Below are 22,869 nucleotides of genomic sequence, written 5' to 3' on the forward strand. Positions count from 1 at the left end.
CTCAGCAGCGGCTTAAATCTGCCTGAGCCTGAGCCAGTTTTTCTGCCGCCTGACGTAACGGTTCCATCAACGGCATGGTTCGTGCGGGAGCATGAAGGCGGAATCGCTGTAACTCTGCCGCACCCTCTGTCAACGCAGATTCCAGTCGATGACGTTTAGCAGTCATTTTCGCCATTACCGCTTGTCTGTCTGCTGGTGTTACCGCTTCGTTCGGCCTGAATACAAAACGGCGTTCGCAGCTCGCTTTCCAGTCGATAACCGCCTGGGTCAGATGGTCGCCAAATCCTTTCACTTGCTTAACGCCGCGCCGGGTCACATCTGCCGCTGTTTCGATACCAAAGGACCGTAACGCCGCTTTACGCGCGGAACCAACGCCGGGAATAGAAGCAACATCAATAAAAAATCCCTCCAGAAACTTCTGCTTCTGGCGTTCCCTTGCGGTGTTATGAAGTACTGCCAGAGCGCGTTTTTCTTCTTCCGGCAATCCCAAAAGCTCATCCTTCATTTTTTCAAGCATCGTTCGTTTGGTGATAAAACCTTCCAGCCCACCCACCTGCTGGATCTGGCTGACTAGATGGTCATAGTCCATTTTCGCGCGATTAAAAGCCTCACGTCGTCGCTGGACTTCTGCTTTGTGCGCTTTGCTTGCAAGGCTGCCAATAATCCAGATAGCCGCCAACACAGGAACCAAAATGATATAACGCGGTTCCGCCTGAAGACCGCAAAACAGCAGCGATAACGCTGACAGCGCGATCTCAATCAGAATGATGTATTCACGCCGTAACAGGCCTAAAGGAAGCGGCCTGCCAGCAGCCTGGAAATGAGCGGGTAATGGTAACTGTAGTGCTGGCGGTGGCACTGACGCCATCACCATCGCCCAGACTTTCGCCAGCACAAAATCCCCGCCTGTGGTAATGACCTCTTCGCCGAGATCAATAAAATAGATAACGCCTTGATTATCCAATGCACACCACGGACAGTCAGTTAAATGACCGGGGTAAACATGCATTGCTGAAACGGGACATTTTTTTAACTGTTGGCGTAGAGAATCCAGTGCCGCTACCCACGCTTTAGCCGTCGGACGCCCGGTTGCCACGCCACTTTCAGTGAACGCCTGCTGAAACATGACTTCAACATCACTCGGTAACATCGATAGCGGAATAGATCGTGGCGGCGGTTTTAAGCCACGTCGCTGATTGTCTGATGCATAGGCATAACGGAAATGGGCAATATCCGTCTCCAGCGCATTACCCGCTTCAGAGATAAGCGGCACACCGGAATAAGGGTGACGCCCACCAAACAAGACGTGAAAAATCAGCAACGCAAGGCCAAAATTATCGTGATTTACGGTGCGCTCAAAGCCGACAAATGACGGTAAGGCTTGCAACTCTGGCGGCGTAAAATGCGACACGCCGACTTCGCATAAATGCAGCGTGCCATTGGCGTTAATCTGAAAGGAGTCACTATCGATAAGCACCACTTTGCTGTCGCGGCCCACCATAAAGCTGTTCTGGTTGACGTCACCCACGACATGCCCGTGCTCATGCACCGTAGCAAAAGATGCCGCTATATTGCGCGCAACATAGAGTAGAAAATCCCACGCACAATGAGGATAACGTTGACGACGATGTGCCGGGCTATAGATCATATGAATCGGTTCTTTACCAGAAACTTTTGGCATCATAAAACCGATAACTTTTCCGTCTCGTCCACCGTGAAGCGTTGCCTGCGGCCAGGCGACATAATTCAACAACTGCGCGTCGGCTGTCGCGGCCATAAAGGTGAGTTTGTCCTGTTTTAAGGCGGGTGGCGGTGTGTGATAAATCTTGACGACGCTATCGACAAACTCATTGATATCATAAACCGCGCCTTCGCCACCTTTGCCTAATTCATGACCTGGCGTCACGCAATCGCCAGCTGCGGTATATATAGTTGATTTCACGGCAACCACATGGCCAGCGCCAGCGTTTTATCATCATCGGTGCGTTCATTCACTGCGGGGCAGGACAAAAATTGCTTTAGCAAATCTGGCAATATATCGCGTTGTTCTGACGTCGCTGATTCCAGCCCATTGAAAAATGGCGCAAAAAAAGGTACATGGGGAGAATTTTCCAGCATATTTAATGCCAGCCGCTGAATACCATCCGTAAATGCAGCCACTTTTATCACCTGCGCATCGCAACTGTAAGTCTCAAGGCGCGTGACAGCATCTTCATCAGTAATGAAGTAGGTCATATTGGCATATTCGCCATTCATCGGCGTTAGTGGTAGCTGTAGCCCTTCACCAAAATCCACCACCACGCCACCATCGCCAATCTGCATAATCAATGTGCCGGTCGCTGATGATATAACGCCCAAAAAAGTACAGGAAAAATCACGAACCGCCAGTTCTTCAGCTTGTGCACGGGCAGTAATACGGTGGCGAATTGCCAGCACAATATCTGTCGCAAGCACATCATTCAGACCACATTCACCACCCTGTACTTTTTGCATCATAAACGCCATCGCTTCATTGACGGCGAGCGTCGCGCCTTCGCCACCCTGCGAAACGCTACCTGCGCCATCAGCAAGAAACATCACCAGTAATGGTTGCTGGTCGTTTAGCCAGACAACCTGCATCTGGCAGGCATCCTGGCAAGGTAAGTCAGAGCTGATATGCGACGTTCCGACGGCTGATGAATAGACCAGACGCCAGCTCACACTGACGTCCAGCCTTTTGGCGCTTCCAGTACAACTTCCGTTCCCGGCGTGGAGCGGGAAACCGAACGTAGCGAACTGGATAACCAGCTAAACAGTTCACGGAATTGTAATCCCTGCAACGGCAAAGGCTGACGGACGCTGATTTGTGCCAGAGTATTCATATCTGCCCCCTGAACACCGATGGTAAAGAAGGCAAACTTCTTATCTTCTTCTCCCTGAAACACTTTACTGGCAGCAGCCTGCCACTCATCGGTTGGCGCGCCATCGGTGATCAAGAAAATCCACGGGCGATAATACGAAATACCATTTGCACGGTACTCACGTTTCCGCTCCTCAACCATATTCAGGGCTTTGGTAATTGCAGCGCCCATTGGCGTATCGCCCTGAGCAAACAAGATAGGCGGGAAAAAGTTAGCGGCGCTGGTAAATGGTTGTTCCACATGCACCGGGCCGAAAGTCACAATGCCGAGTTCCACTCTTTTTAAGGCCAGCGGATCGGCAAGCAGTTCATCGCGAAAGGTCACCAATCCTGCGTTAAGTTTGTTAATGGGTCTACCGCTCATCGAGCCAGAAACATCCAGCAGCAAAATACAGGGGCAACGTGGTTCCGGGTTACTGGCAAAATCGCTGGTGGCAAAGGTGATTTGTTCGCTCACAAGAGATCCTTTCTTAGAGAATTATTGAGATTCGGTATCATACCGAGAGCAATAATAAATTAAGAGCAAGCGAAGATACTTTCAGAATTAAGCCCGGCGGCGCAGATAAGTTTGCTATTCGCCTCGCAAGAACGTGGGCTTCAGATTGACAATAAGGGTGGAGTAACATAAGTTCAGGAGTGAGGGTAGAGCGGGGTTTCCCCCGCCCTGGTAGTCTTAGTATGCTGGGTAGCTAATCACTAAGAGCACCACGATGATGAGTAGCTTCATCATGACCCTTTCCTTATTTAAGGCCCCTTCCTCGGGAGGGGCTTTCCCGTTTCAGCGTCCCGCTGAAATCGTCGGCTTACCTCCTTTCGCCATGTACGCAGTCTATCGCTAACTTGCAGAGAAAATAGTTTCCTGCGTCATTACTGGATGCGCGCTCGCAAAGTGCACCACCATTCAGACTATTCGCGAAACTGTTTCATAATTCCTCCATTTTTCTCCCTTATTGGCTGGCTACACTAGTAACATTGCGCGAAACGTTTCAGGAAGAGAAACTCTTAACGATGAAAGACAGTTATAAATCCCGTTGGGTAATCGTAATCGTGGTGGTTATCGCCGCCATCGCCGCATTCTGGTTCTGGCAAGGCCGCAATGAATCCCAGAGCGCAGCGCCAGGTGCGACGAAACAAGCACAGCAGCCGCCAGCGGGTGGTCGCCGTGGTATGCGTTCCGGCCCTTTAGCACCAGTACAGGCGGCAACCGCCATTGAACAGGCCGTTCCGCGTTATCTCACCGGGCTTGGCACTATTACCGCCGCTAATACTGTTACGGTGCGCAGTCGCGTTGACGGCCAGTTGATGGCGCTGCATTTCCAGGAAGGCCAGCAGGTAAAAGCGGGCGATTTGCTGGCAGAGATTGACCCCAGCCAGTTCAAAGTCGCACTGGCCCAGGCACAGGGGCAACTGGCAAAAGATAAAGCCACGCTTGCCAACGCGCGCCGTGATTTGGCGCGTTATCAACAACTGGCAAAAACCAATCTCGTATCTCGTCAGGAACTGGATGCCCAACAGGCGCTGGTCAGTGAAACCGAAGGCACCATTAAGGCTGATGAAGCGAGTGTCGCCAGCGCGCAACTGCAACTCGACTGGAGCCGGATTACTGCGCCAGTCGATGGTCGCGTTGGCCTCAAGCAGGTTGATGTCGGTAACCAGATCTCCAGCGGCGATACCACTGGCATTGTGGTGATCACCCAGACGCATCCTATCGATTTGCTCTTTTCCCTGCCGGAAAGCGATATCGCAACCGTCGTGCAGGCGCAAAAAGCCGGAAAACCGCTGGTGGTAGAAGCCTGGGATCGCACCAACTCGAAGAAGTTAAGTGAAGGTACGCTGTTAAGTCTCGATAACCAAATCGATACCACTACTGGCACCATTAAAGTAAAAGCACGCTTTAATAATCAGGATGATGCGCTGTTTCCCAACCAGTTTGTTAACGCGCGCATGTTAGTCGACACCGAACAAAACGCCGTGGTGATCCCAACCGCTGCCCTGCAAATGGGTAACGAAGGCCACTTTGTCTGGGTGCTGAATAGCGAAAACAAGGTCAGCAAACATCTGGTGACGCCGGGCATTCAGGACAGTCAGAAAGTGGTGATCCGCGCGGGTATTTCCGCAGGCGATCGCGTAGTGACAGACGGTATTGATCGCCTGACCGAAGGAGCGAAAGTGGAAGTGGTAGAAGCTCAGAGCGCCACCGCACCGGAAGAGAAAGCCACCAGCCGCGAATACGCGAAAAAAGGAGCGCGTTCCTGATGCAGGTGTTACCTCCGAGCAGCACAGGCGGCCCGTCGCGCCTGTTTATTATGCGTCCTGTCGCCACCACGCTGCTGATGGTGGCGATCTTACTCGCCGGGATTATCGGCTATCGTGCCCTGCCCGTTTCGGCGCTGCCGGAAGTGGACTACCCGACTATTCAGGTGGTCACGCTCTACCCTGGCGCCAGCCCGGATGTCATGACCTCTGCCGTTACCGCGCCGCTCGAACGCCAGTTTGGGCAGATGTCTGGCCTGAAACAGATGTCGTCGCAGAGTTCCGGCGGTGCGTCAGTTATCACCTTGCAGTTCCAGCTAACATTGCCGCTGGATGTCGCCGAGCAGGAAGTGCAGGCCGCGATTAACGCCGCCACTAACCTGCTACCGAGCGATCTGCCTAATCCGCCGGTTTACAGCAAAGTGAACCCGGCAGATCCGCCGATCATGACGCTTGCCGTCACCTCAACCGCCATGCCGATGACGCAGGTGGAAGATATGGTGGAAACCCGCGTCGCGCAGAAAATCTCGCAGATTTCCGGCGTCGGGCTGGTGACGCTTTCCGGCGGTCAGCGTCCGGCTGTTCGCGTCAAACTTAACGCCCAGGCGATTGCCGCCCTCGGCCTGACTAGCGAAACCGTGCGCACCGCCATTACCGGCGCTAACGTTAACTCAGCCAAAGGTAGCCTCGACGGCCCTTCCCGTGCGGTCACGCTTTCCGCTAACGACCAGATGCAATCCGCCGAAGAGTATCGCCAGCTAATCATCGCCTACCAGAACGGCGCGCCGATTCGTCTGGGCGATGTCGCAACCGTAGAGCAAGGTGCGGAAAACAGCTGGCTCGGCGCGTGGGCGAACAAAGAACAGGCCATTGTGATGAATGTTCAGCGCCAGCCCGGTGCTAACATTATCTCCACCGCCGACAGCATCCGGCAGATGCTGCCGCAGCTTACCGAGAGTTTGCCGAAATCGGTAAAAGTGACGGTGCTTTCTGACCGCACCACCAACATCCGCGCATCAGTCGACGATACCCAGTTTGAACTAATGATGGCTATCGCGCTGGTAGTCATGATTATCTACCTGTTTTTGCGCAATATTCCGGCAACCATTATTCCTGGCGTTGCGGTGCCGCTGTCATTAATCGGCACCTTCGCAGTCATGGTATTTCTCGATTTTTCGATCAATAACCTGACGCTGATGGCGTTAACTATCGCCACCGGATTCGTGGTCGATGACGCCATCGTGGTGATCGAGAACATTTCGCGCTATATCGAAAAAGGCGAAAAACCGTTGGCGGCGGCGCTCAAAGGCGCAGGTGAAATCGGTTTTACCATTATCTCACTGACCTTCTCGCTGATTGCAGTGCTGATCCCGCTACTGTTTATGGGCGATATCGTCGGGCGACTGTTCCGCGAGTTTGCCATTACCCTGGCGGTAGCGATTTTGATCTCAGCCGTGGTGTCGCTGACCCTGACGCCGATGATGTGCGCGCGGATGCTCAGCCAGGAGTCGCTGCGTAAACAAAACCGCTTCTCCCGTGCCTCGGAGAAAATGTTCGACGGGATAATCGCCGCCTATGGTCGGGGGCTTGCGAAAGTGCTGAATCATCCGTGGCTGACCTTAAGCGTGGCGCTCAGCACGCTGCTGCTTAGCGTACTGCTGTGGGTGTTCATTCCGAAAGGCTTCTTCCCGGTGCAGGACAACGGCATTATTCAGGGCACTTTGCAGGCACCGCAATCCAGCTCCTTTGCCAATATGGCCCAGCGACAACGCCAGGTTGCGGACGTGATTTTGCAGGATCCGGCGGTGCAAAGTTTGACCTCATTTGTTGGCGTTGATGGCACTAACCCGTCGCTGAACAGTGCGCGTTTGCAGATCAACCTCAAACCGTTGGATGAACGTGATGACCGGGTGCAAAAAGTCATCGCCCGTCTGCAAACGGCGGTGGATAAAGTGCCGGGCGTCGATCTCTTCCTGCAACCGACGCAGGATCTGACCATCGATACCCAGGTCAGCCGCACGCAGTACCAGTTCACCTTGCAGGCAACTTCGCTGGATGCGCTCAGCACCTGGGTGCCGCAGTTGATGGAAAAGCTCCAGCAGCTTCCACAGCTTTCTGATGTCTCCAGCGACTGGCAGGACAAAGGGCTGGTGGCGTATGTCAATGTTGATCGCGACAGCGCCAGCCGTCTGGGTATCAGCATGGCGGATGTCGATAACGCCCTGTACAACGCGTTTGGTCAGCGGTTGATTTCCACTATTTATACTCAGGCCAACCAGTATCGCGTGGTGCTGGAGCACAACACTGAAAATACCCCTGGGCTGGCGGCGCTGGATACCATTCGCCTGACCAGCAGCGATGGCGGCGTGGTGCCACTTAGCTCGATAGCCAAAATTGAGCAGCGTTTTGCGCCGCTCTCCATCAACCATCTGGATCAGTTCCCGGTCACCACCATCTCCTTTAACGTGCCGGATAACTATTCGCTGGGCGATGCGGTGCAGGCGATTATGGACACCGAGAAGACGCTGAATCTGCCGGTGGATATCACCACGCAATTCCAGGGCAGCACCCTCGCCTTCCAGTCGGCGCTTGGCAGCACTGTCTGGCTGATTGTCGCGGCGGTGGTGGCGATGTATATCGTGCTCGGCATTCTGTACGAGAGCTTTATTCACCCGATCACCATTCTCTCGACGCTACCCACCGCAGGGGTCGGTGCATTGCTGGCATTAATGATTGCCGGTAGCGAACTGGATGTGATTGCGATTATCGGCATTATTTTGCTGATCGGTATCGTGAAGAAGAACGCCATCATGATGATCGACTTCGCGCTGGCTGCTGAGCGTGAGCAAGGCATGTCGCCGCGCGATGCAATCTACCAGGCTTGTCTGTTGCGTTTTCGTCCGATCCTGATGACCACTCTGGCGGCACTGCTTGGCGCGCTGCCGCTGATGTTGAGTACCGGGGTCGGCGCGGAACTGCGTCGTCCGTTAGGTATCGGCATGGTCGGCGGTCTGATTGTCAGCCAGGTGCTGACGCTGTTTACCACGCCGGTGATTTATTTGCTGTTCGACCGCCTGGCATTGTGGACCAAAAGCCGCTTTGCCCGTCATGAAGAGGAGGCGTAAGTGAAGTTTTTTGCTCTCTTCATTTACCGCCCGGTGGCGACGATTTTACTGTCGGTTGCCATTACCCTGTGCGGCATACTGGGCTTCCGTATGCTGCCGGTCGCCCCGCTGCCGCAGGTCGATTTTCCGGTGATTATGGTCAGCGCCTCGCTGCCTGGGGCGTCGCCAGAGACAATGGCGTCTTCCGTTGCCACGCCGCTGGAACGCTCACTTGGGCGCATTGCCGGGGTCAGTGAGATGACCTCCAGCAGCTCGCTCGGCAGCACGCGCATTATTTTGCAGTTTGATTTTGACCGGGATATCAACGGCGCGGCGCGCGATGTGCAGGCGGCGATCAACGCCGCACAAAGTTTGCTGCCCAGCGGGATGCCCAGCCGTCCGACCTATCGCAAAGCGAACCCGTCAGATGCGCCAATTATGATCCTGACGCTGACATCCGATACTTATTCCCAGGGTGAATTGTACGATTTCGCCTCGACGCAGCTGGCGCCGACGATTGCGCAAATCGATGGCGTCGGTGATGTCGATGTCGGCGGCAGCTCGCTGCCTGCGGTGCGCGTCGGGCTGAATCCGCAGGCGCTGTTTAATCAGGGCGTGTCGCTGGACGATGTGCGCACCGCCATCAGCAATGCCAACGTGCGTAAACCGCAAGGGGCGCTGGAAGATGATACCCACCGCTGGCAGATCCAGACTAACGATGAACTGAAAACAGCCGCTGAATATCAGCCGCTGATTATTCATTACAACAACGGCGGCGCGGTTCGTCTGGGCGATGTGGCGACGGTGACCGACTCGGTGCAGGATGTGCGCAACGCCGGGATGACCAACGCCAAACCAGCTATTTTGCTGATGATCCGCAAACTGCCGGAAGCCAATATTATCCAGATGGTAGACAGCATCCGGGCAAAATTACCGGAGTTGCAGGAGACCATTCCGGCGGCGATTGATCTGCAAATTGCCCAGGATCGCTCCCCCACCATTCGCGCCTCGCTGGAAGAAGTCGAGCAAACGCTGATTATCTCGGTGGCGCTGGTTATTCTGGTGGTCTTTTTATTCCTGCGCTCAGGTCGCGCCACCATTATTCCTGCCGTTGCGGTGCCCGTTTCGCTGATTGGTACGTTTGCGGCGATGTATCTGTGCGGATTCAGTCTCAATAACCTTTCGTTAATGGCGCTCACCATCGCTACTGGTTTCGTGGTGGATGACGCCATCGTAGTGCTGGAAAACATTGCCCGTCATCTGGAAGCGGGGATGAAACCGCTACAGGCCGCGCTGCAAGGCACCCGTGAAGTCGGCTTTACGGTACTGTCGATGAGTCTGTCACTGGTGGCGGTGTTCCTGCCGCTGCTGTTGATGGGCGGATTGCCGGGGCGTCTGTTACGCGAATTTGCCGTGACGCTTTCTGTTGCCATTGGTATTTCGTTGCTGGTATCCCTGACGTTAACGCCGATGATGTGCGGCTGGATGCTGAAAGCCAGCAAGCCGCGTGAACAAACACGGCTACGCGGTTTTGGCCGGATGCTGGTTGCGCTGCAACAAGGCTATGGTAAGTCGCTGAAATGGGTACTCAATCACACCCGTCTGGTAGGCGTGGTGCTGCTTGGCACCATTGCGCTGAATATCTGGTTGTATATCTCGATCCCGAAAACCTTCTTCCCGGAGCAGGACACCGGTGTGCTGATGGGCGGGATACAGGCGGATCAGAGTATTTCGTTCCAGGCGATGCGCGGTAAGTTGCAGGACTTCATGAAAATTATCCGTGACGATCCGGCAGTGGATAATGTCACCGGCTTTACCGGTGGTTCGCGGGTTAACAGCGGAATGATGTTTATCACGCTGAAACCCCGCGACGAACGCAGCGAAACAGCGCAGCAAATTATCGACCGTCTGCGCGTGAAGCTGGCAAAAGAGCCGGGGGCGAATCTGTTCCTGATGGCGGTACAGGATATTCGCGTTGGCGGACGTCAGTCGAACGCCAGCTACCAGTACACATTGTTATCCGACGACCTGGCGGCACTGCGCGAATGGGAGCCGAAAATCCGCAAAAAACTGGCGACATTGCCGGAACTGGCGGACGTGAACTCCGATCAACAGGATAACGGCGCGGAGATGAACCTGGTTTACGATCGCGACACCATGGCGCGGCTGGGAATCGACGTGCAGGCCGCTAACAGTCTGCTGAATAACGCCTTTGGTCAGAGGCAAATCTCGACCATTTACCAGCCGATGAACCAGTATAAAGTGGTGATGGAAGTGGATCCGCGCTATACCCAGGACATCAGCGCGCTGGAAAAAATGTTCGTCATTAATAACGAAGGAAAAGCGATCCCGCTCTCGTATTTTGCCAAATGGCAACCGGCGAATGCCCCGTTGTCGGTGAATCATCAGGGATTATCGGCGGCCTCGACCATCTCGTTCAACCTGCCGACCGGGAAATCGCTCTCGGACGCCAGTGCGGCAATCGATCGCGCAATGACCCAGCTTGGCGTGCCTTCGACGGTGCGCGGCAGTTTTGCCGGAACGGCGCAGGTGTTCCAGGAGACGATGAACTCGCAGGTGATCCTGATTATCGCGGCGATCGCCACGGTCTATATCGTGCTGGGAATGTTGTACGAGAGCTACGTGCACCCGCTGACCATTCTCTCCACCCTGCCCTCGGCGGGCGTTGGGGCGCTGCTGGCGCTGGAGCTGTTCAATGCCCCGTTCAGCCTAATAGCCCTGATAGGGATCATGTTATTAATCGGCATTGTGAAGAAAAACGCCATCATGATGGTCGATTTTGCGCTCGAAGCTCAAAGAAATGGAAATCTGGCGCCACAGGAAGCCATTTTCCAGGCCTGTCTGCTGCGTTTTCGCCCGATTATGATGACTACCCTCGCGGCACTGTTTGGTGCGCTGCCGCTGGTATTATCTGGCGGCGACGGCTCGGAACTGCGTCAACCATTGGGGATCACCATTGTCGGCGGTCTGGTAATGAGTCAGCTCCTGACGCTGTATACCACGCCGGTGGTGTATCTCTTTTTCGACCGTCTGCGGCTGCGTTTTTCGCGAAAATCTAAAGAAACGGTAACCGAGTAAATGACAGATCTTCCTGGCAGCACCCGCTGGCAATTATGGATTGTGGCTTTCGGCTTCTTTATGCAGTCGCTGGATACCACCATCGTCAACACCGCGCTTCCCTCGATGGCGCAAAGCCTGGGGGAAAGCCCGCTGCATATGCACATGGTCATTGTCTCTTATGTACTGACCGTGGCGGTGATGCTGCCTGCCAGCGGCTGGCTGGCGGACAAAGTTGGCGTGCGCAATATTTTCTTTACCGCTATCGTGCTGTTTACCTTCGGTTCGCTGTTTTGCGCGCTTTCCGGCACCCTTAATGAACTGTTGCTGGCACGTGCGTTACAGGGCGTAGGCGGTGCGATGATGGTGCCTGTTGGCAGGCTAACGGTGATGAAAATTGTTCCGCGCGAGCAATATATGGCGGCGATGACCTTTGTCACGCTGCCCGGTCAGGTCGGCCCACTGCTCGGTCCGGCGCTCGGCGGTCTGCTGGTGGAGTACGCCTCGTGGCACTGGATCTTTTTGATCAACATTCCGGTAGGGATTATCGGTGCGATCGCCACGCTAATGTTAATGCCAAACTATACCATGCAGACGCGGCGCTTCGATCTCTCCGGCTTTCTGTTGCTGGCGGTTGGCATGGCAGTGTTAACGCTGGCGCTGGATGGCAGTAAAGGCACAGGACTTTCGCCGCTGGCGATTACTGGCCTGGTCGCAGTTGGTGTGGTGGCACTGGTGCTTTATCTGCTGCACGCCAGAAATAACAACCGCGCTCTTTTCAGTCTGAAACTGTTCCTCACTCGCACCTTTTCGCTGGGCCTGGCGGGGAGCTTTGCCGGACGTATCGGTAGCGGCATGTTGCCCTTTATGACGCCGGTTTTCCTGCAAATTGGCCTTGGCTTCTCACCGTTTCATGCCGGACTGATGATGATCCCGATGGTGCTTGGCAGCATGGGGATGAAGCGGATTGTTGTACAGGTGGTGAATCGCTTTGGTTATCGTCGGGTACTGGTAGCGACCACGCTGGGTCTGTCGCTGGTCACCCTGTTGTTTATGACTACCGCTCTGTTGGGCTGGTACTACGTTTTACCGTTCGTCCTGTTTTTACAAGGGATGGTCAACTCGACCCGTTTCTCCTCCATGAACACCCTGACGCTGAAAGATCTCCCGGACAATCTGGCGAGCAGCGGCAACAGTCTGCTGTCGATGATTATGCAATTGTCGATGAGTATCGGCGTCACCATCGCCGGGCTGTTGCTGGGACTTTTTGGTTCGCAGCATGTCAGCGTCGACAGCGGCACCACACAAACCGTCTTTATGTACACCTGGCTTAGCATGGCGTTTATCATCGCCCTTCCGGCGTTCATCTTTGCCAGAGTGCCGAACGATACGCATCAAAATGTAGCTATTTCGCGGCGAAAAAGGAGCGCGCAATGAAGTTCTGGCGACCTGGTATTACCGGCAAACTGTTTCTGGCGATTTTCGCCACCTGCATTGTCTTGCTGATCAGTATGCACTGGGCGGTGCGTATCAGTTTTGAGCGCGGCTTTATCGATTACATTAAGCATGGTAATGAACAGCGGCTGCAAATGCTCGGAGATGCACTTGGCGAGCAGTACGCCCAGCACGGTAACTGGCGCTTTCTGCGTAATAACGATCGTTTTGTATTTCAGATACTGCGCTCATTTGAACATGATAATAATGAAGACAAACCGGGTCCCGGTATGCCGCCACACGGCTGGCGTACTCAGTTCTGGGTGGTTGATCAAAACAACAAAGTGCTGGTTGGCCCACGCTCTCCCATTCCACTGGACGGTACACGGCGGCCGATTCTGGTCAATGGTGTTGAAGTTGGCGCGGTGATCGCCTCACCCGTTGAACGGTTAACCCGCAATACCGATATCAATTTCGATAAACAACAGCGGCAAACCAGTTGGCTGATTGTCGCTTTATCTACCTTACTGGCGGCGCTGGCGACATTCCCACTGGCGCGCGGTTTGCTGGCTCCAGTGAAACGACTGGTGGATGGCACGCACAAACTTGCGGCGGGCGATTTTACCACTCGCGTGACGCCCACCAGCGAAGATGAATTAGGAAAACTGGCTCAGGACTTTAACCAGCTCGCCAGCACGCTGGAGAAAAACCAACAGATGCGCCGCGATTTTATGGCTGATATCTCTCACGAACTGCGCACGCCTTTAGCAGTACTGCGTGGGGAACTGGAAGCCATTCAGGATGGCGTGCGTAAATTTACGCCCGAGACAGTGGCGTCTTTACAGGCGGAGGTCGGTACACTGACCAAACTGGTTGACGATCTCCATCAGTTATCGATGTCTGATGAAGGTGCCCTCGCCTATCAAAAAGCACCGGTAGATCTGATCCCACTGCTGGAAGTGGCGGGCGGCGCATTTCGCGAACGATTCGCCAGCCGTGGCCTGAAGCTGCAATTTTCCCTGCCGGATAGCATCACCGTATTTGGCGATCGCGATCGTTTAATGCAGTTATTCAATAACTTACTGGAGAACAGTCTACGTTACACAGACAGCGGCGGCAGCCTGCAAATCTCCGCCGAGCAGCGCGACAAAACGGTACGTCTGACTTTTGCCGACAGTGCGCCGGGCGTCAGCGACGAACAACTGCAAAAATTGTTTGAGCGTTTTTACCGCACCGAAGGTTCCCGCAACCGTGCCAGCGGCGGTTCCGGCCTGGGACTGGCGATTTGCCTTAACATTGTTGAAGCGCACAATGGTCGCATTGTTGCCACTCATTCGCCTTTTGGCGGGGTAAGCATTACAGTAGAGTTACCGCTGGAACGGGATTTACAGAGAGAAGTATGACCGAGTTACCAATCGACGAAAACACACCGCGTATTTTGATCGTGGAAGATGAACCGAAGCTGGGGCAGTTGCTCATTGATTATCTGCGTGCTGCGAGCTATGCGCCGACCCTTATCAGCCACGGTGATCAGGTACTGCCGTATATGCGCCAGACACCACCGGATCTGATCCTGTTGGATCTGATGCTACCAGGCACTGATGGTCTGACACTTTGCCGGGAAATTCGTCGTTTTTCCGATGTCCCCATCGTGATGGTTACGGCAAAAATCGAAGAAATCGACCGTTTGCTGGGGCTGGAGATTGGCGCCGATGACTATATCTGCAAACCGTACAGCCCACGGGAAGTGGTGGCGCGTGTTAAGACCATTTTGCGCCGCTGCAAACCGCAGCGCGAGTTGCAGCAACAGGATGCCGAAAGCCCGTTGATTATCGACGAAGGTCGTTTTCAGGCTTCATGGCGTGGCAAAATGCTTGATCTGACACCTGCAGAATTTCGCCTTTTGAAAACGCTCTCCCATGAACCGGGAAAAGTATTCTCTCGCGAGCAATTACTCAATCATCTTTATGACGATTACCGCGTGGTAACCGACCGCACCATCGACAGCCACATTAAAAACCTGCGCCGTAAACTGGAGGCGCTGGACGAAGAGCAGTCCTTTATCCGTGCCGTTTACGGTGTTGGTTACCGCTGGGAAGCTGACGCCTGTCGTATCGTTTAATATATCTTTGCCCTGGTGAGAGCTGAATTTCCTGTTTATTAACCCGTCATGCCCCTCTCTGAAAGGAGAGGGATAAAACCGTATCCGCATTCAGATTCCTGCATATTTATCAGTAATCTCCCCCACCCTTTAGAGGGTATTCCCCTGATTGGCAGTCAACTGAATATCACCCATACTTAAATCGTTACATACTGTTTTCGATACGCAATTTCAATCAAGGAGTCATTATGGCTGGTTGGTTTGAACTCAATAAGAGCAGTGAAAATCAGTTCCGGTTTGTGCTAAAAGCGGGCAATGGTGAGATCATTCTCACCAGCGAACTGTATACCTCAAAAGCCGCTGCGGAAAAGGGCATTGCCTCGGTGCAAAGCAACAGCCCGCAGGACGAACGCTATGAGAAAAAAACAGCGAGCAACGGCAAATTTTATTTCAATCTGAAAGCTGGCAATCATCAGATAATCGGTTCCAGCCAGATGTATGCCACCGCTCAATCACGCGAAGTCGGAATTGCTTCTGTAAAAACCAATGGCGCAAGTCAGAAGGTGAAAGACAATACTTAATAGTTAAGCCGGGCGTAACTCAGTTGCGTCCGGCTTTATTTCCAATAAACACTTATTTATTGATGATTAAGATTAATCTGCGCCATTAAAATAGTAGGCATAGGCAAGCACTCATTCTGCTCTCTTTGTTTAAAACTCCCCATCCTTATCCTCCTGAACATGTTCATATAGCAAAATATCTTCTAATACTTTTCGTGACGCTATCCGGTTTATGACATACACTGACGTAAGATTTTTACTTACAAGAGAGCATAAACATGGCCAGAACGATGACGGTTGATCTCGGCGATGAGTTGCGCGAATTTATCGAGTCCTTGATTGAATCCGGCGACTATCGCACCCAAAGCGAAGTGATCCGTGAGTCACTGCGCTTACTTCGAGAAAAACAAGCAGAGTCTCGCCTGCAAGCGTTACGTGACATGCTTGCAGAAGGGTTGAATAGTGGTGAAGCTCAGCCGTGGGAAAAGGATGCGTTTTTACGGAAGGTGAAAGCAGGGATAAGGAAATAATGTGCGTATTATTAAGCTCATGCCAAAAGCCAACGAGGATTTAGAAGGCATCTGGTATTACAGTTATCACCATTTCGGCGAACCACAAGCCGACAAATATGTTGAACATCTTTCAGACGTTCTCCAGATTCTGAGTAACAATAATATTGGTACTCCCAGACCTGAATTAGGCGAAGGCATTTTTGTTCTTCCTTTTGAACGCCACCTCATTTATTTCCTGCAATCACCAGGGGAAATTATCGTCATTCGCATCCTTAACCAAAACCAGGACGCTACCAGACATTTGCACTGGAGCTAAACCCGCCGATTGCGCTACAATGCCCGCCCTTAAAGTGGGGGCACTCCCCTAACCGCTTCATCAGGTGGAGCGGATCTGACCTGTCATCAGAACGAGAGAATTATGTTTAAACCGGAACTCCTTTCCCCGGCGGGAACGCTGAAAAATATGCGTTACGCTTTCGCTTATGGCGCAGATGCTGTTTATGCGGGTCAGCCGCGTTACTCCCTGCGTGTGCGCAACAACGAATTCAACCACGAAAATCTTCAGCTCGGCATCAATGAAGCCCATGCGCTGGGGAAAAAGTTTTATGTCGTGGTCAACATTGCGCCGCATAACGCTAAGCTGAAAACCTTTATCCGTGACCTGAAACCGGTAGTGGAAATGGGGCCGGATGCGCTGATTATGTCCGATCCGGGGCTGATTATGCTGGTGCGTGAGCACTTCCCTGAAATGCCGATCCACCTTTCGGTGCAGGCCAACGCCGTAAACTGGGCGACGGTAAAATTCTGGCAGCAAATGGGCCTGACTCGCGTGATCCTCTCCCGCGAACTGTCGCTGGAAGAGATTGAAGAGATCCGCAATCAGGTGCCGGATATGGAACTCGAAATTTTCGTTCACGGCGCATTATGCATGGCCTACTCCGGTCGCTGCCTGCTCTCTGGCTACATCAACAAACGTGACCCGAACCAGGGCACCTGCACCAACGCCTGCCGCTGGGAGTACAACGTCCAGGAAGGCAAAGAAGATGACGTCGGCAACATCGTACACAAATACGAGCCGATTCCGGTGCAAAACGTCGAACCGACGCTGGGTATCGGAGCGCCAACTGACAAAGTGTTTATGATTGAAGAAGCCCAGCGTCCGGGCGAATATATGACCGCGTTTGAAGATGAACACGGCACTTACATCATGAACTCGAAAGATCTGCGTGCCATCGCCCATGTTGAACGCCTGACTAAAATGGGTGTGCATTCGCTGAAAATCGAAGGCCGTACCAAATCTTTCTATTATTGCGCACGCACCGCGCAGGTTTATCGTAAAGCTATCGATGACGCCGCTGCGGGCAAACCGTTCGATACCAGCCTGCTGGAAACTCTGGAAGGTCTGGCGCATCGCGGTTACACCGAAGGTTTCCTGCGTCGCCATACTCACGACGATTATCAGAACTACGAATACGGTTATTCCGTTTCTGACCGCCAGCAGTTTGTTGGTGAGTTTACCGGTGAACGCAAAGGTGAGCTCGCGGCGGTAGCGGTGAAAAATAAGTTCTCCGTTGGCGACAGCCTTGAACTGATGACGCCACAGGGCAACATCAACTTTACCCTTGAGCATATGGAAAACGCCAAAGGTGAAGCGATGCCGGTTGCGCCTGGCGATGGTTATACCGTGTGGCTCCCGGTTCCGCAGGATCTTGAGCTCAATTACGCACTGCTGATGCGTAATTTCTCTGGTGAAACCACGCGTAACCCGCACGGTAAGTGATTAATTTCGATTATTTTTCCCGGATGGAAAATTCTTAGAAACCGATCACATACAGCTGCATTTATTAAGGTTATCATCCGTTTCGCTGAAAAACATAACCCATAAAATGCTAGCTGTACCAGGAACCACCTCCTTAGCCTGTGTAATCTCCCTTACACGGGCTTATTTTTTACGCGTAATACAATGAAATAAAAGGATTTATTTCTGGTCACGTCCACACATTGACCACATCGACAAAAAAGCCCCTCGACTGAGGGGCTTCCTGTTTGTAATTACATCCACATAATTTGCTGCCCTGACGGCAACGGGTGCGGTCTTACGGCGTGGACTTCTCCCGGCTTCACGATGTATCGCTGTACCGACTCATAAGTGATGAACGTGGCACTGCAATTCACGTTCTGACACTGGTGATAACGCTCTTTTGTCGTGTCAGTGATATAGCGGCTTGTACGCGCATGTGCGGCATGCTGGCATAAAGGACAATGAAACATCGCGAGCACCTCTTCCGGTTTTGTTGATGGTGCCATTTTAGTTAATTTATCCTTATAAAACAAATAGATAAAATAAAAACATCACTCATCATCTTCTGTTTCGTACTCCACATCAGAAAGCCTGACCTCAAGCTCCAGGGACGTCGTGAAGCCGCCATTATTCAGAAAATGTGTCACCTTAGTGATTGTCCAGTCCTGCTCGTCTATGACGCGCTTAAAGCCTGACACTCTGACCGGCGTTTCCGTGTAAATATCAGCCCGACCAGTGGCAAGGCTGATGGAGAACTCCGCAACGCCCCGTTGCAGTTTGTCCCACTTCGCCTGAGCGGCGCGCATTGCCTGCGCTTTCGTGGCATATACCGTGGTCAGGGCAAAAACGTTGTCAGCCTCACCGGCCATGTATTCACCTTCGCGCGCTTCCGGTACTTTTGGTGCTTTCTTCTGCGTGACCGGTTTCGCTTTCGGGTGCTCCAGTGCGCGCAGGTGTTTCTCTTTCTTTTTGCGTTTCAGTTTTACCTTCTGCTTTTGCGGCTTCGGGTCTTTGGTGTGAAGCCACTTTGCCGTTACGCCGGTATAGGCTCCACGGTCAGCAATCGCAAAATGATGACGGTCGCCGTCGCTGCGGGTGATGGTAATCTGCGGGATTTTTTTACCGCTGGCCGTCACCCCCTGCCCCGCTTTGAGAAACAACAGTTTTCCCATTTTTACCGACACCTCACCGCCGTTGCGTTCAGCAAGACGGGTCAGGAATTTCGCATCGGACTCCTGCGACTGGTCGATGTGCGGGATTTTAATTCCGGCCAGTGACGGAGCGACACTGGCTTCCAGCCTGTTACGGGAGGCTATCGCCTCAACAATCGCACCGAGCGTGGTGTCATGCCAGGAGCCTTCCCGGCGGGAATTGAGCGTCCCGCGGAAATCTGCACTCCGGGCGCGGATGGTGACCACATCCGGCGCGCCCCGGTGTTCAACCTCATCAACGGTAAATTTCCCTTTGCATACCAGGGCAAAACCTTTCCAGCCGATATACACCGTCAGGACAGCGCCACGAACCGGCAGCCCGACCTGCCCGTCGGCATCGTTCAGTTCAATATCAAGCTGGTCAGCTTCAAAGCCCCGGTTATCCGTCAGAGTCATGCTCATCAGACGGTCGCTGATATTGCCGGTAATATCCCTGCTGTCGAGCATCAGCATGTAATCCGGCGTCAGCGTACTGCCTGCATCAAATGTCAGCGCATCCAGCATTATCCCGCCCCCATCATACCTGTGAATCTGGTCGCCAGACTGCCGGCCTTACCGATGAGCGACTCCGCCTGTTTACCGATATCGCCATAAAGCGCGGCCAGTGATTCATCAACGCGGGTGAGCGACAGCGTAAAATCAATTTTCCGGGGTGTGCCGTCTGCAAAGAAAATACTCCCTGTTTCACTCACCTTGCTGATGACATACATACCGTAAATCATGCCGGTGCCATCCAGCAACGGCCACGCCCGGCCTTCCTCTGCCATCAGTCTGAGCGTGGTCATCGTCAGCTTGCCGCCGGTCAGTTCGGGATAAAGCACACCGGCAAGCGTGATGTTTTCCTCGCCCACACCGAGAAACTGAAAGGCATCCCGTTTACCGATACGGGAATTTGACGGCCAGCGATAATCTGATTCACGCTGCATGGTCTGGTGTGGCAGCGTCTGGCGCATAAAAACAAACATACCTAACGCGAGCATCATTTTTCGTCACCTCCTTAACCGTCATGCATCATGCTGGCACGGGCGCGCGCACGTTTATCCCGCTCGTATTTTTCGAGCGCATCCTGTAACTGGCGGTCGAGCTGAGTCCCCGGCGCAGTACCGCCCGTCAGACTGATGTGATATTCGTTTTTACTCTGGTCCACATAAGAGCGGCCAGCCGGTGCCGTAACCGGCTGATAAGCCTGATAGCCTGCATAAGAGCTGGTCGCCGGAATATAACCACCGGTGCCATACGTGGCGGCATGAGTTCTGGCGGCGGTCTGGTCAAGCGTGCCTGACTCTTTGTTGATAACACCGAGTTTTTCCAGTACCCAGTCAATACCGCTGCGCAGTTTGTTGAACGCATTAAGCGGCAGCATCAACGCGTCAGCCAGTGCCTGCCCGAACATGACGCCCGTATCACGGCAACGGTTCAGGGTGTCCCGGGTGGCTTTGACCGGGGCAATCAGGTTTTTAAACCACTGCCACGCGGCCTGTAACTTTTCGCCCAGCCAGTCAAACACCGGCTTAAGTGGCGTGAACAGTTCCCCCACCGGCGCAAATGCCGCTTTCAGCCCTTCAACCACACCGCCAAAGAATGCGCTGACAGGCTCCCAGTATTTACGGATAAGTAACGCCCCGGCGACAATGGCGGCCACCACGGCCACAACCGGCCAGCTAATCGCCCCGATGGCCGTCATAACAGCACTGCCAACCGTCGTGAAGATTGCTCCCATTGCGCCTGCTGCCGCGATGATGGCATTGATGCCGGTGATAACCGGCCAGGCTACGAGGCCAATGGCACCGATGACACCAATCAGCGCCAGTGCACCACCGACAATGATGCCGATGGTTGACGCCAGTGATTTGTTTTTCTGTATCCAGCCGTCGAGTTTTAACACATACTTTGTGGCCGTCTGCGTGAGCTTACGCAGTGCGCCTTCCTGCTGGTCAAACAGGTCAGTCCCCACCGCCTCATAAGCGGACTGAAACTCCTTAAAGTCACCGCCGAGGTTGTCCTGCATGATATTTACCAGCTCGGCGGTCTTCCCGTCTGAGGCTTTAAACGCAGCGGTCAGTTTGTCCAGCTTTCCAGTTGAGGCGGCAGTCATCAGCACGGCGGCGGCTGAGCTGGCCTCCTCCCCGAAAATAGTTTTAATGTATTCAGCCTGCTGGGCAGTACCGAGCCGGTTTTTCTCAAAACTGGCCTGCATTTCTTTCAGAATGGTAAATACTGGTCGAGTATTCCCTTTACTGTCTGAGGTTTTCACGCCAAGCTCTTTCAGTGCATCCCATGCTTTTCCCGTCGGTGCCTGCAGGCGGCTTAACACGGCACGGCTTCCCGTCCCCGCCATTGAACCGGTAATTTTTGCATCATGCAGCGCCCCGACCATTGCGGCGGTTTCTTCAATGCTGACACCAGCATTTTTTGCCACAGGTGCGGCATAGGTCAGCGCATCGCTCATGCCATCAAAATCGGCGGCGGTTTTGTTCATCGTCATGGAGAGAACATCCCCGATATGAGCGACCTTATCGTTTGAAAGCTGAAAGGCGGATTTCATCCCCATCAGCAGGGCGGCGTTTTCTTCCATCGTGCGACGGTTCGCCAGCGCCATATTCAGCGTGACCGGCGTTGCCGCCTGAATGGCATCAACATCCCCACCGGCTTTCGCAATAATAATCTGCGCACCGGCTGCATCATCTGCCGAGGCTGCGGTATTGTCGCCGAGCTGGCGCGCCTGCTTGCGTAGTGCAGCCATTTCGGCGGAGTCTTTTGCCACACCGAGCACAGCCTGCAATTCTGAGTTTTTCTGCGCAAACTCATAACCGGGCATCAGCAACTTAACTCCGGCCATCGTTCCCGCAGCAGCAATCCCCACACCGGCAGCGCCCACTGAGGCCATATTTCCGGCCAGTTCCTTTCCGGCCTGATAACGCTGTTTTACTGCGTTAAGTTTTGCCTGTTGTGCACTGACACGCGCCAGCGCGTCACGCTGACGGTTAAGCTGTGCGGTGGTTTCACTGATACGGTTTTTCAGTCCCTGCTCATCATGTGCAAGATTGCGGGTATTAATTCCCACAGCGGCCAGTTCCCGCTGCTGGCGTTTAATGGAATCTGTCAGGCGGTTATATTTCGCCTGTAAGTCCTCCGCCGCACGCTTTGCGGATTCCAGCACTTTCGCCTGAGCACGGGTCGGACGTTCAGTGTTTTTAAACTGTGTGGCAAGGGCTTCGGCCTCCTGCCGTGCCTTTTCAAGTGCATGACCAGTCACGGCGAGCTGTGCGCTGGTCTTGCGAAATCCCTCAATACGGGATGCGTGACCGTTCAGCTCGCGCAGTGATTTTTGTGTTTCCCGGATATCCCCCGACAGCGACTTGCTCGCTGTGCGGATGGATTTAAACGGGCGGGATGCCTGGTCAACAGCCCTGAGCAATACCTGTAATTTTACATTGTTACTCATTCGTGTTTCCGCTTCGCCGGAGCGCCTTTTCGCGCCATGTGATGAGTTCGGTCAGGCTCATGGGATACAGTTCTGATGGCGGCCAGTGAAATATCACTGCCACATCCGCCATCAGGTCATCGACCGACAGATTTTTCGGGAACGTTACTGCACCGAGTTCGGCGACAAAAAACCGACCACCTTACCGGCCAGCGCCACAAGGTCAGGCAGTTCCAGCGCGGCGACTTCCTGCTCGGTCAGCATCGGTGCCGTCATGCGCGGCAGCACCTTAATCAGTGCATCGACTTCGGAGTTTGCGACCGCAGCCAGACTGACACCGCGCAGCGTCCCGGCATTGGGTTTCATCAGCGTGACCTGTTCGATAACCTGCTCACCACGTTTAACCGGATTGTCCAGGATAATGACATTTTCTTTGTTCATGGTTTTCTCACTTCTGAATCGGGGTTAACCGGTCAGCCTGACTGACCGGAT

At 53.6% G+C, this 22,869-nt stretch carries 19 protein-coding genes and 1 pseudogene; 10 read left to right on the forward strand and 10 right to left on the reverse strand.

The window, feature by feature from the left end; genetic code table 11:
* Nucleotide 1: 1 nt before the first annotated feature.
* From BEG40_RS06815 to BEG40_RS06830, 4 genes are all read right to left on the reverse strand, one after another.
* Nucleotides 2–1,942, reverse strand: coding sequence for a helix-hairpin-helix domain-containing protein (locus BEG40_RS06815; RefSeq protein WP_105285138.1), 1,941 nt, complete (start codon nucleotides 1,940–1,942; stop codon nucleotides 2–4).
* A complete protein-coding gene (locus BEG40_RS06820) occupies nucleotides 1,939–2,700 on the reverse strand; it encodes a PP2C family serine/threonine-protein phosphatase (protein WP_105285120.1) in 762 nt (253 codons plus the stop codon). Before BEG40_RS06820 ends, BEG40_RS06815 begins: the two co-directional genes overlap by 4 nt.
* Nucleotides 2,697–3,356 (reverse strand): vWA domain-containing protein, encoded by a 660-nt coding sequence (locus tag BEG40_RS06825; RefSeq protein ID WP_105285121.1) that lies wholly within the window; start codon nucleotides 3,354–3,356, stop codon nucleotides 2,697–2,699. Before BEG40_RS06825 ends, BEG40_RS06820 begins: the two co-directional genes overlap by 4 nt.
* A 216-nt stretch (nucleotides 3,357–3,572) precedes the next feature.
* Entirely contained in the window at nucleotides 3,573–3,629 is a 57-nt protein-coding gene (locus BEG40_RS06830) for a type I toxin-antitoxin system Ibs family toxin (RefSeq protein WP_001386901.1), read from the reverse strand.
* Nucleotides 3,630–3,907: 278 nt separating this feature from the next.
* On the opposite strand from BEG40_RS06830, the gene mdtA reads away from it, so the two are divergent.
* The 10 genes and pseudogenes from mdtA (at nucleotide 3,908) to trhP (ending at nucleotide 17,721) form a co-directional block, all read left to right on the forward strand.
* Nucleotides 3,908–5,155, forward strand: a complete 1,248-nt coding sequence (gene mdtA, locus BEG40_RS06835) for a multidrug efflux RND transporter subunit MdtA (RefSeq protein ID WP_000655414.1) — start codon at nucleotides 3,908–3,910, stop codon at nucleotides 5,153–5,155.
* Nucleotides 5,155–8,277, forward strand: a complete 3,123-nt coding sequence (mdtB, locus tag BEG40_RS06840) for a multidrug efflux RND transporter permease subunit MdtB (RefSeq protein ID WP_105285122.1) — start codon at nucleotides 5,155–5,157, stop codon at nucleotides 8,275–8,277. The genes mdtA and mdtB overlap by 1 nt, the downstream gene beginning before the upstream one ends.
* Nucleotides 8,278–11,355, forward strand: coding sequence for a multidrug efflux RND transporter permease subunit MdtC (mdtC, locus tag BEG40_RS06845; RefSeq protein WP_105285123.1), 3,078 nt, complete (start codon nucleotides 8,278–8,280; stop codon nucleotides 11,353–11,355).
* Nucleotides 11,356–12,771, forward strand: a complete 1,416-nt coding sequence (locus BEG40_RS06850; protein WP_105285124.1) for an MFS transporter — start codon at nucleotides 11,356–11,358, stop codon at nucleotides 12,769–12,771.
* On the forward strand, nucleotides 12,768–14,171 hold the full coding sequence (baeS, locus tag BEG40_RS06855; protein ID WP_105285125.1) for an envelope stress sensor histidine kinase BaeS: 1,404 nt from the start codon (nucleotides 12,768–12,770) through the stop codon (nucleotides 14,169–14,171). The genes BEG40_RS06850 and baeS overlap by 4 nt, the downstream gene beginning before the upstream one ends.
* Nucleotides 14,168–14,890, forward strand: a complete 723-nt coding sequence (baeR, locus tag BEG40_RS06860) for an envelope stress response regulator BaeR (protein ID WP_000137866.1) — start codon at nucleotides 14,168–14,170, stop codon at nucleotides 14,888–14,890. The genes baeS and baeR overlap by 4 nt, the downstream gene beginning before the upstream one ends.
* Before the next feature lie 227 nt (nucleotides 14,891–15,117).
* Complete coding sequence (locus tag BEG40_RS06865; RefSeq protein ID WP_000929406.1) at nucleotides 15,118–15,450, forward strand: YegP family protein; 333 nt, start codon at nucleotides 15,118–15,120, stop codon at nucleotides 15,448–15,450.
* Nucleotides 15,451–15,661: 211 nt separating this feature from the next.
* Nucleotides 15,662–15,959, forward strand: a pseudogene (locus BEG40_RS06870) (type II toxin-antitoxin system ParD family antitoxin).
* Nucleotide 15,960: 1 nt separating this feature from the next.
* Nucleotides 15,961–16,257, forward strand: coding sequence for a type II toxin-antitoxin system RelE/ParE family toxin (locus BEG40_RS06875; RefSeq protein WP_021551026.1), 297 nt, complete (start codon nucleotides 15,961–15,963; stop codon nucleotides 16,255–16,257).
* Nucleotides 16,258–16,359: 102 nt separating this feature from the next.
* Nucleotides 16,360–17,721 (forward strand): prephenate-dependent tRNA uridine(34) hydroxylase TrhP, encoded by a 1,362-nt coding sequence (gene trhP / locus BEG40_RS06880; RefSeq protein WP_000476031.1) that lies wholly within the window; start codon nucleotides 16,360–16,362, stop codon nucleotides 17,719–17,721.
* 272 nt (nucleotides 17,722–17,993) lie between these two features.
* Here the strand turns inward: trhP and ogrK are convergent, their stop codons facing one another.
* The 6 genes from ogrK to BEG40_RS06910 all read right to left on the reverse strand — a co-directional run bounded on the left by ogrK (nucleotide 17,994) and on the right by BEG40_RS06910 (nucleotide 22,818).
* Nucleotides 17,994–18,212 (reverse strand): prophage transcriptional regulator OgrK, encoded by a 219-nt coding sequence (ogrK, locus tag BEG40_RS06885; protein WP_000468308.1) that lies wholly within the window; start codon nucleotides 18,210–18,212, stop codon nucleotides 17,994–17,996.
* A gap of 81 nt (nucleotides 18,213–18,293) precedes the next feature.
* Nucleotides 18,294–19,457, reverse strand: a complete 1,164-nt coding sequence (locus BEG40_RS06890; protein ID WP_105285126.1) for a phage late control D family protein — start codon at nucleotides 19,455–19,457, stop codon at nucleotides 18,294–18,296.
* Entirely contained in the window at nucleotides 19,457–19,936 is a 480-nt protein-coding gene (locus tag BEG40_RS06895) for a phage tail protein (RefSeq protein ID WP_001565024.1), read from the reverse strand. The genes BEG40_RS06890 and BEG40_RS06895 overlap by 1 nt, the downstream gene beginning before the upstream one ends.
* A 14-nt stretch (nucleotides 19,937–19,950) precedes the next feature.
* Nucleotides 19,951–22,398, reverse strand: coding sequence for a phage tail tape measure protein (locus BEG40_RS06900; RefSeq protein ID WP_105285127.1), 2,448 nt, complete (start codon nucleotides 22,396–22,398; stop codon nucleotides 19,951–19,953).
* Nucleotides 22,391–22,510, reverse strand: coding sequence for a GpE family phage tail protein (locus tag BEG40_RS06905; RefSeq protein ID WP_000785970.1), 120 nt, complete (start codon nucleotides 22,508–22,510; stop codon nucleotides 22,391–22,393). Before BEG40_RS06905 ends, BEG40_RS06900 begins: the two co-directional genes overlap by 8 nt.
* 32 nt (nucleotides 22,511–22,542) lie before the next feature.
* Complete coding sequence (locus BEG40_RS06910) at nucleotides 22,543–22,818, reverse strand: phage tail assembly protein (RefSeq protein WP_021547836.1); 276 nt, start codon at nucleotides 22,816–22,818, stop codon at nucleotides 22,543–22,545.
* Between the last annotated feature and the right edge of the window lie 51 nt (nucleotides 22,819–22,869).

It is taken from the genome of Escherichia sp. MOD1-EC5495, from assembly GCF_002965965.1.
Lineage (GTDB): Bacteria > Pseudomonadota > Gammaproteobacteria > Enterobacterales > Enterobacteriaceae > Escherichia > Escherichia ruysiae.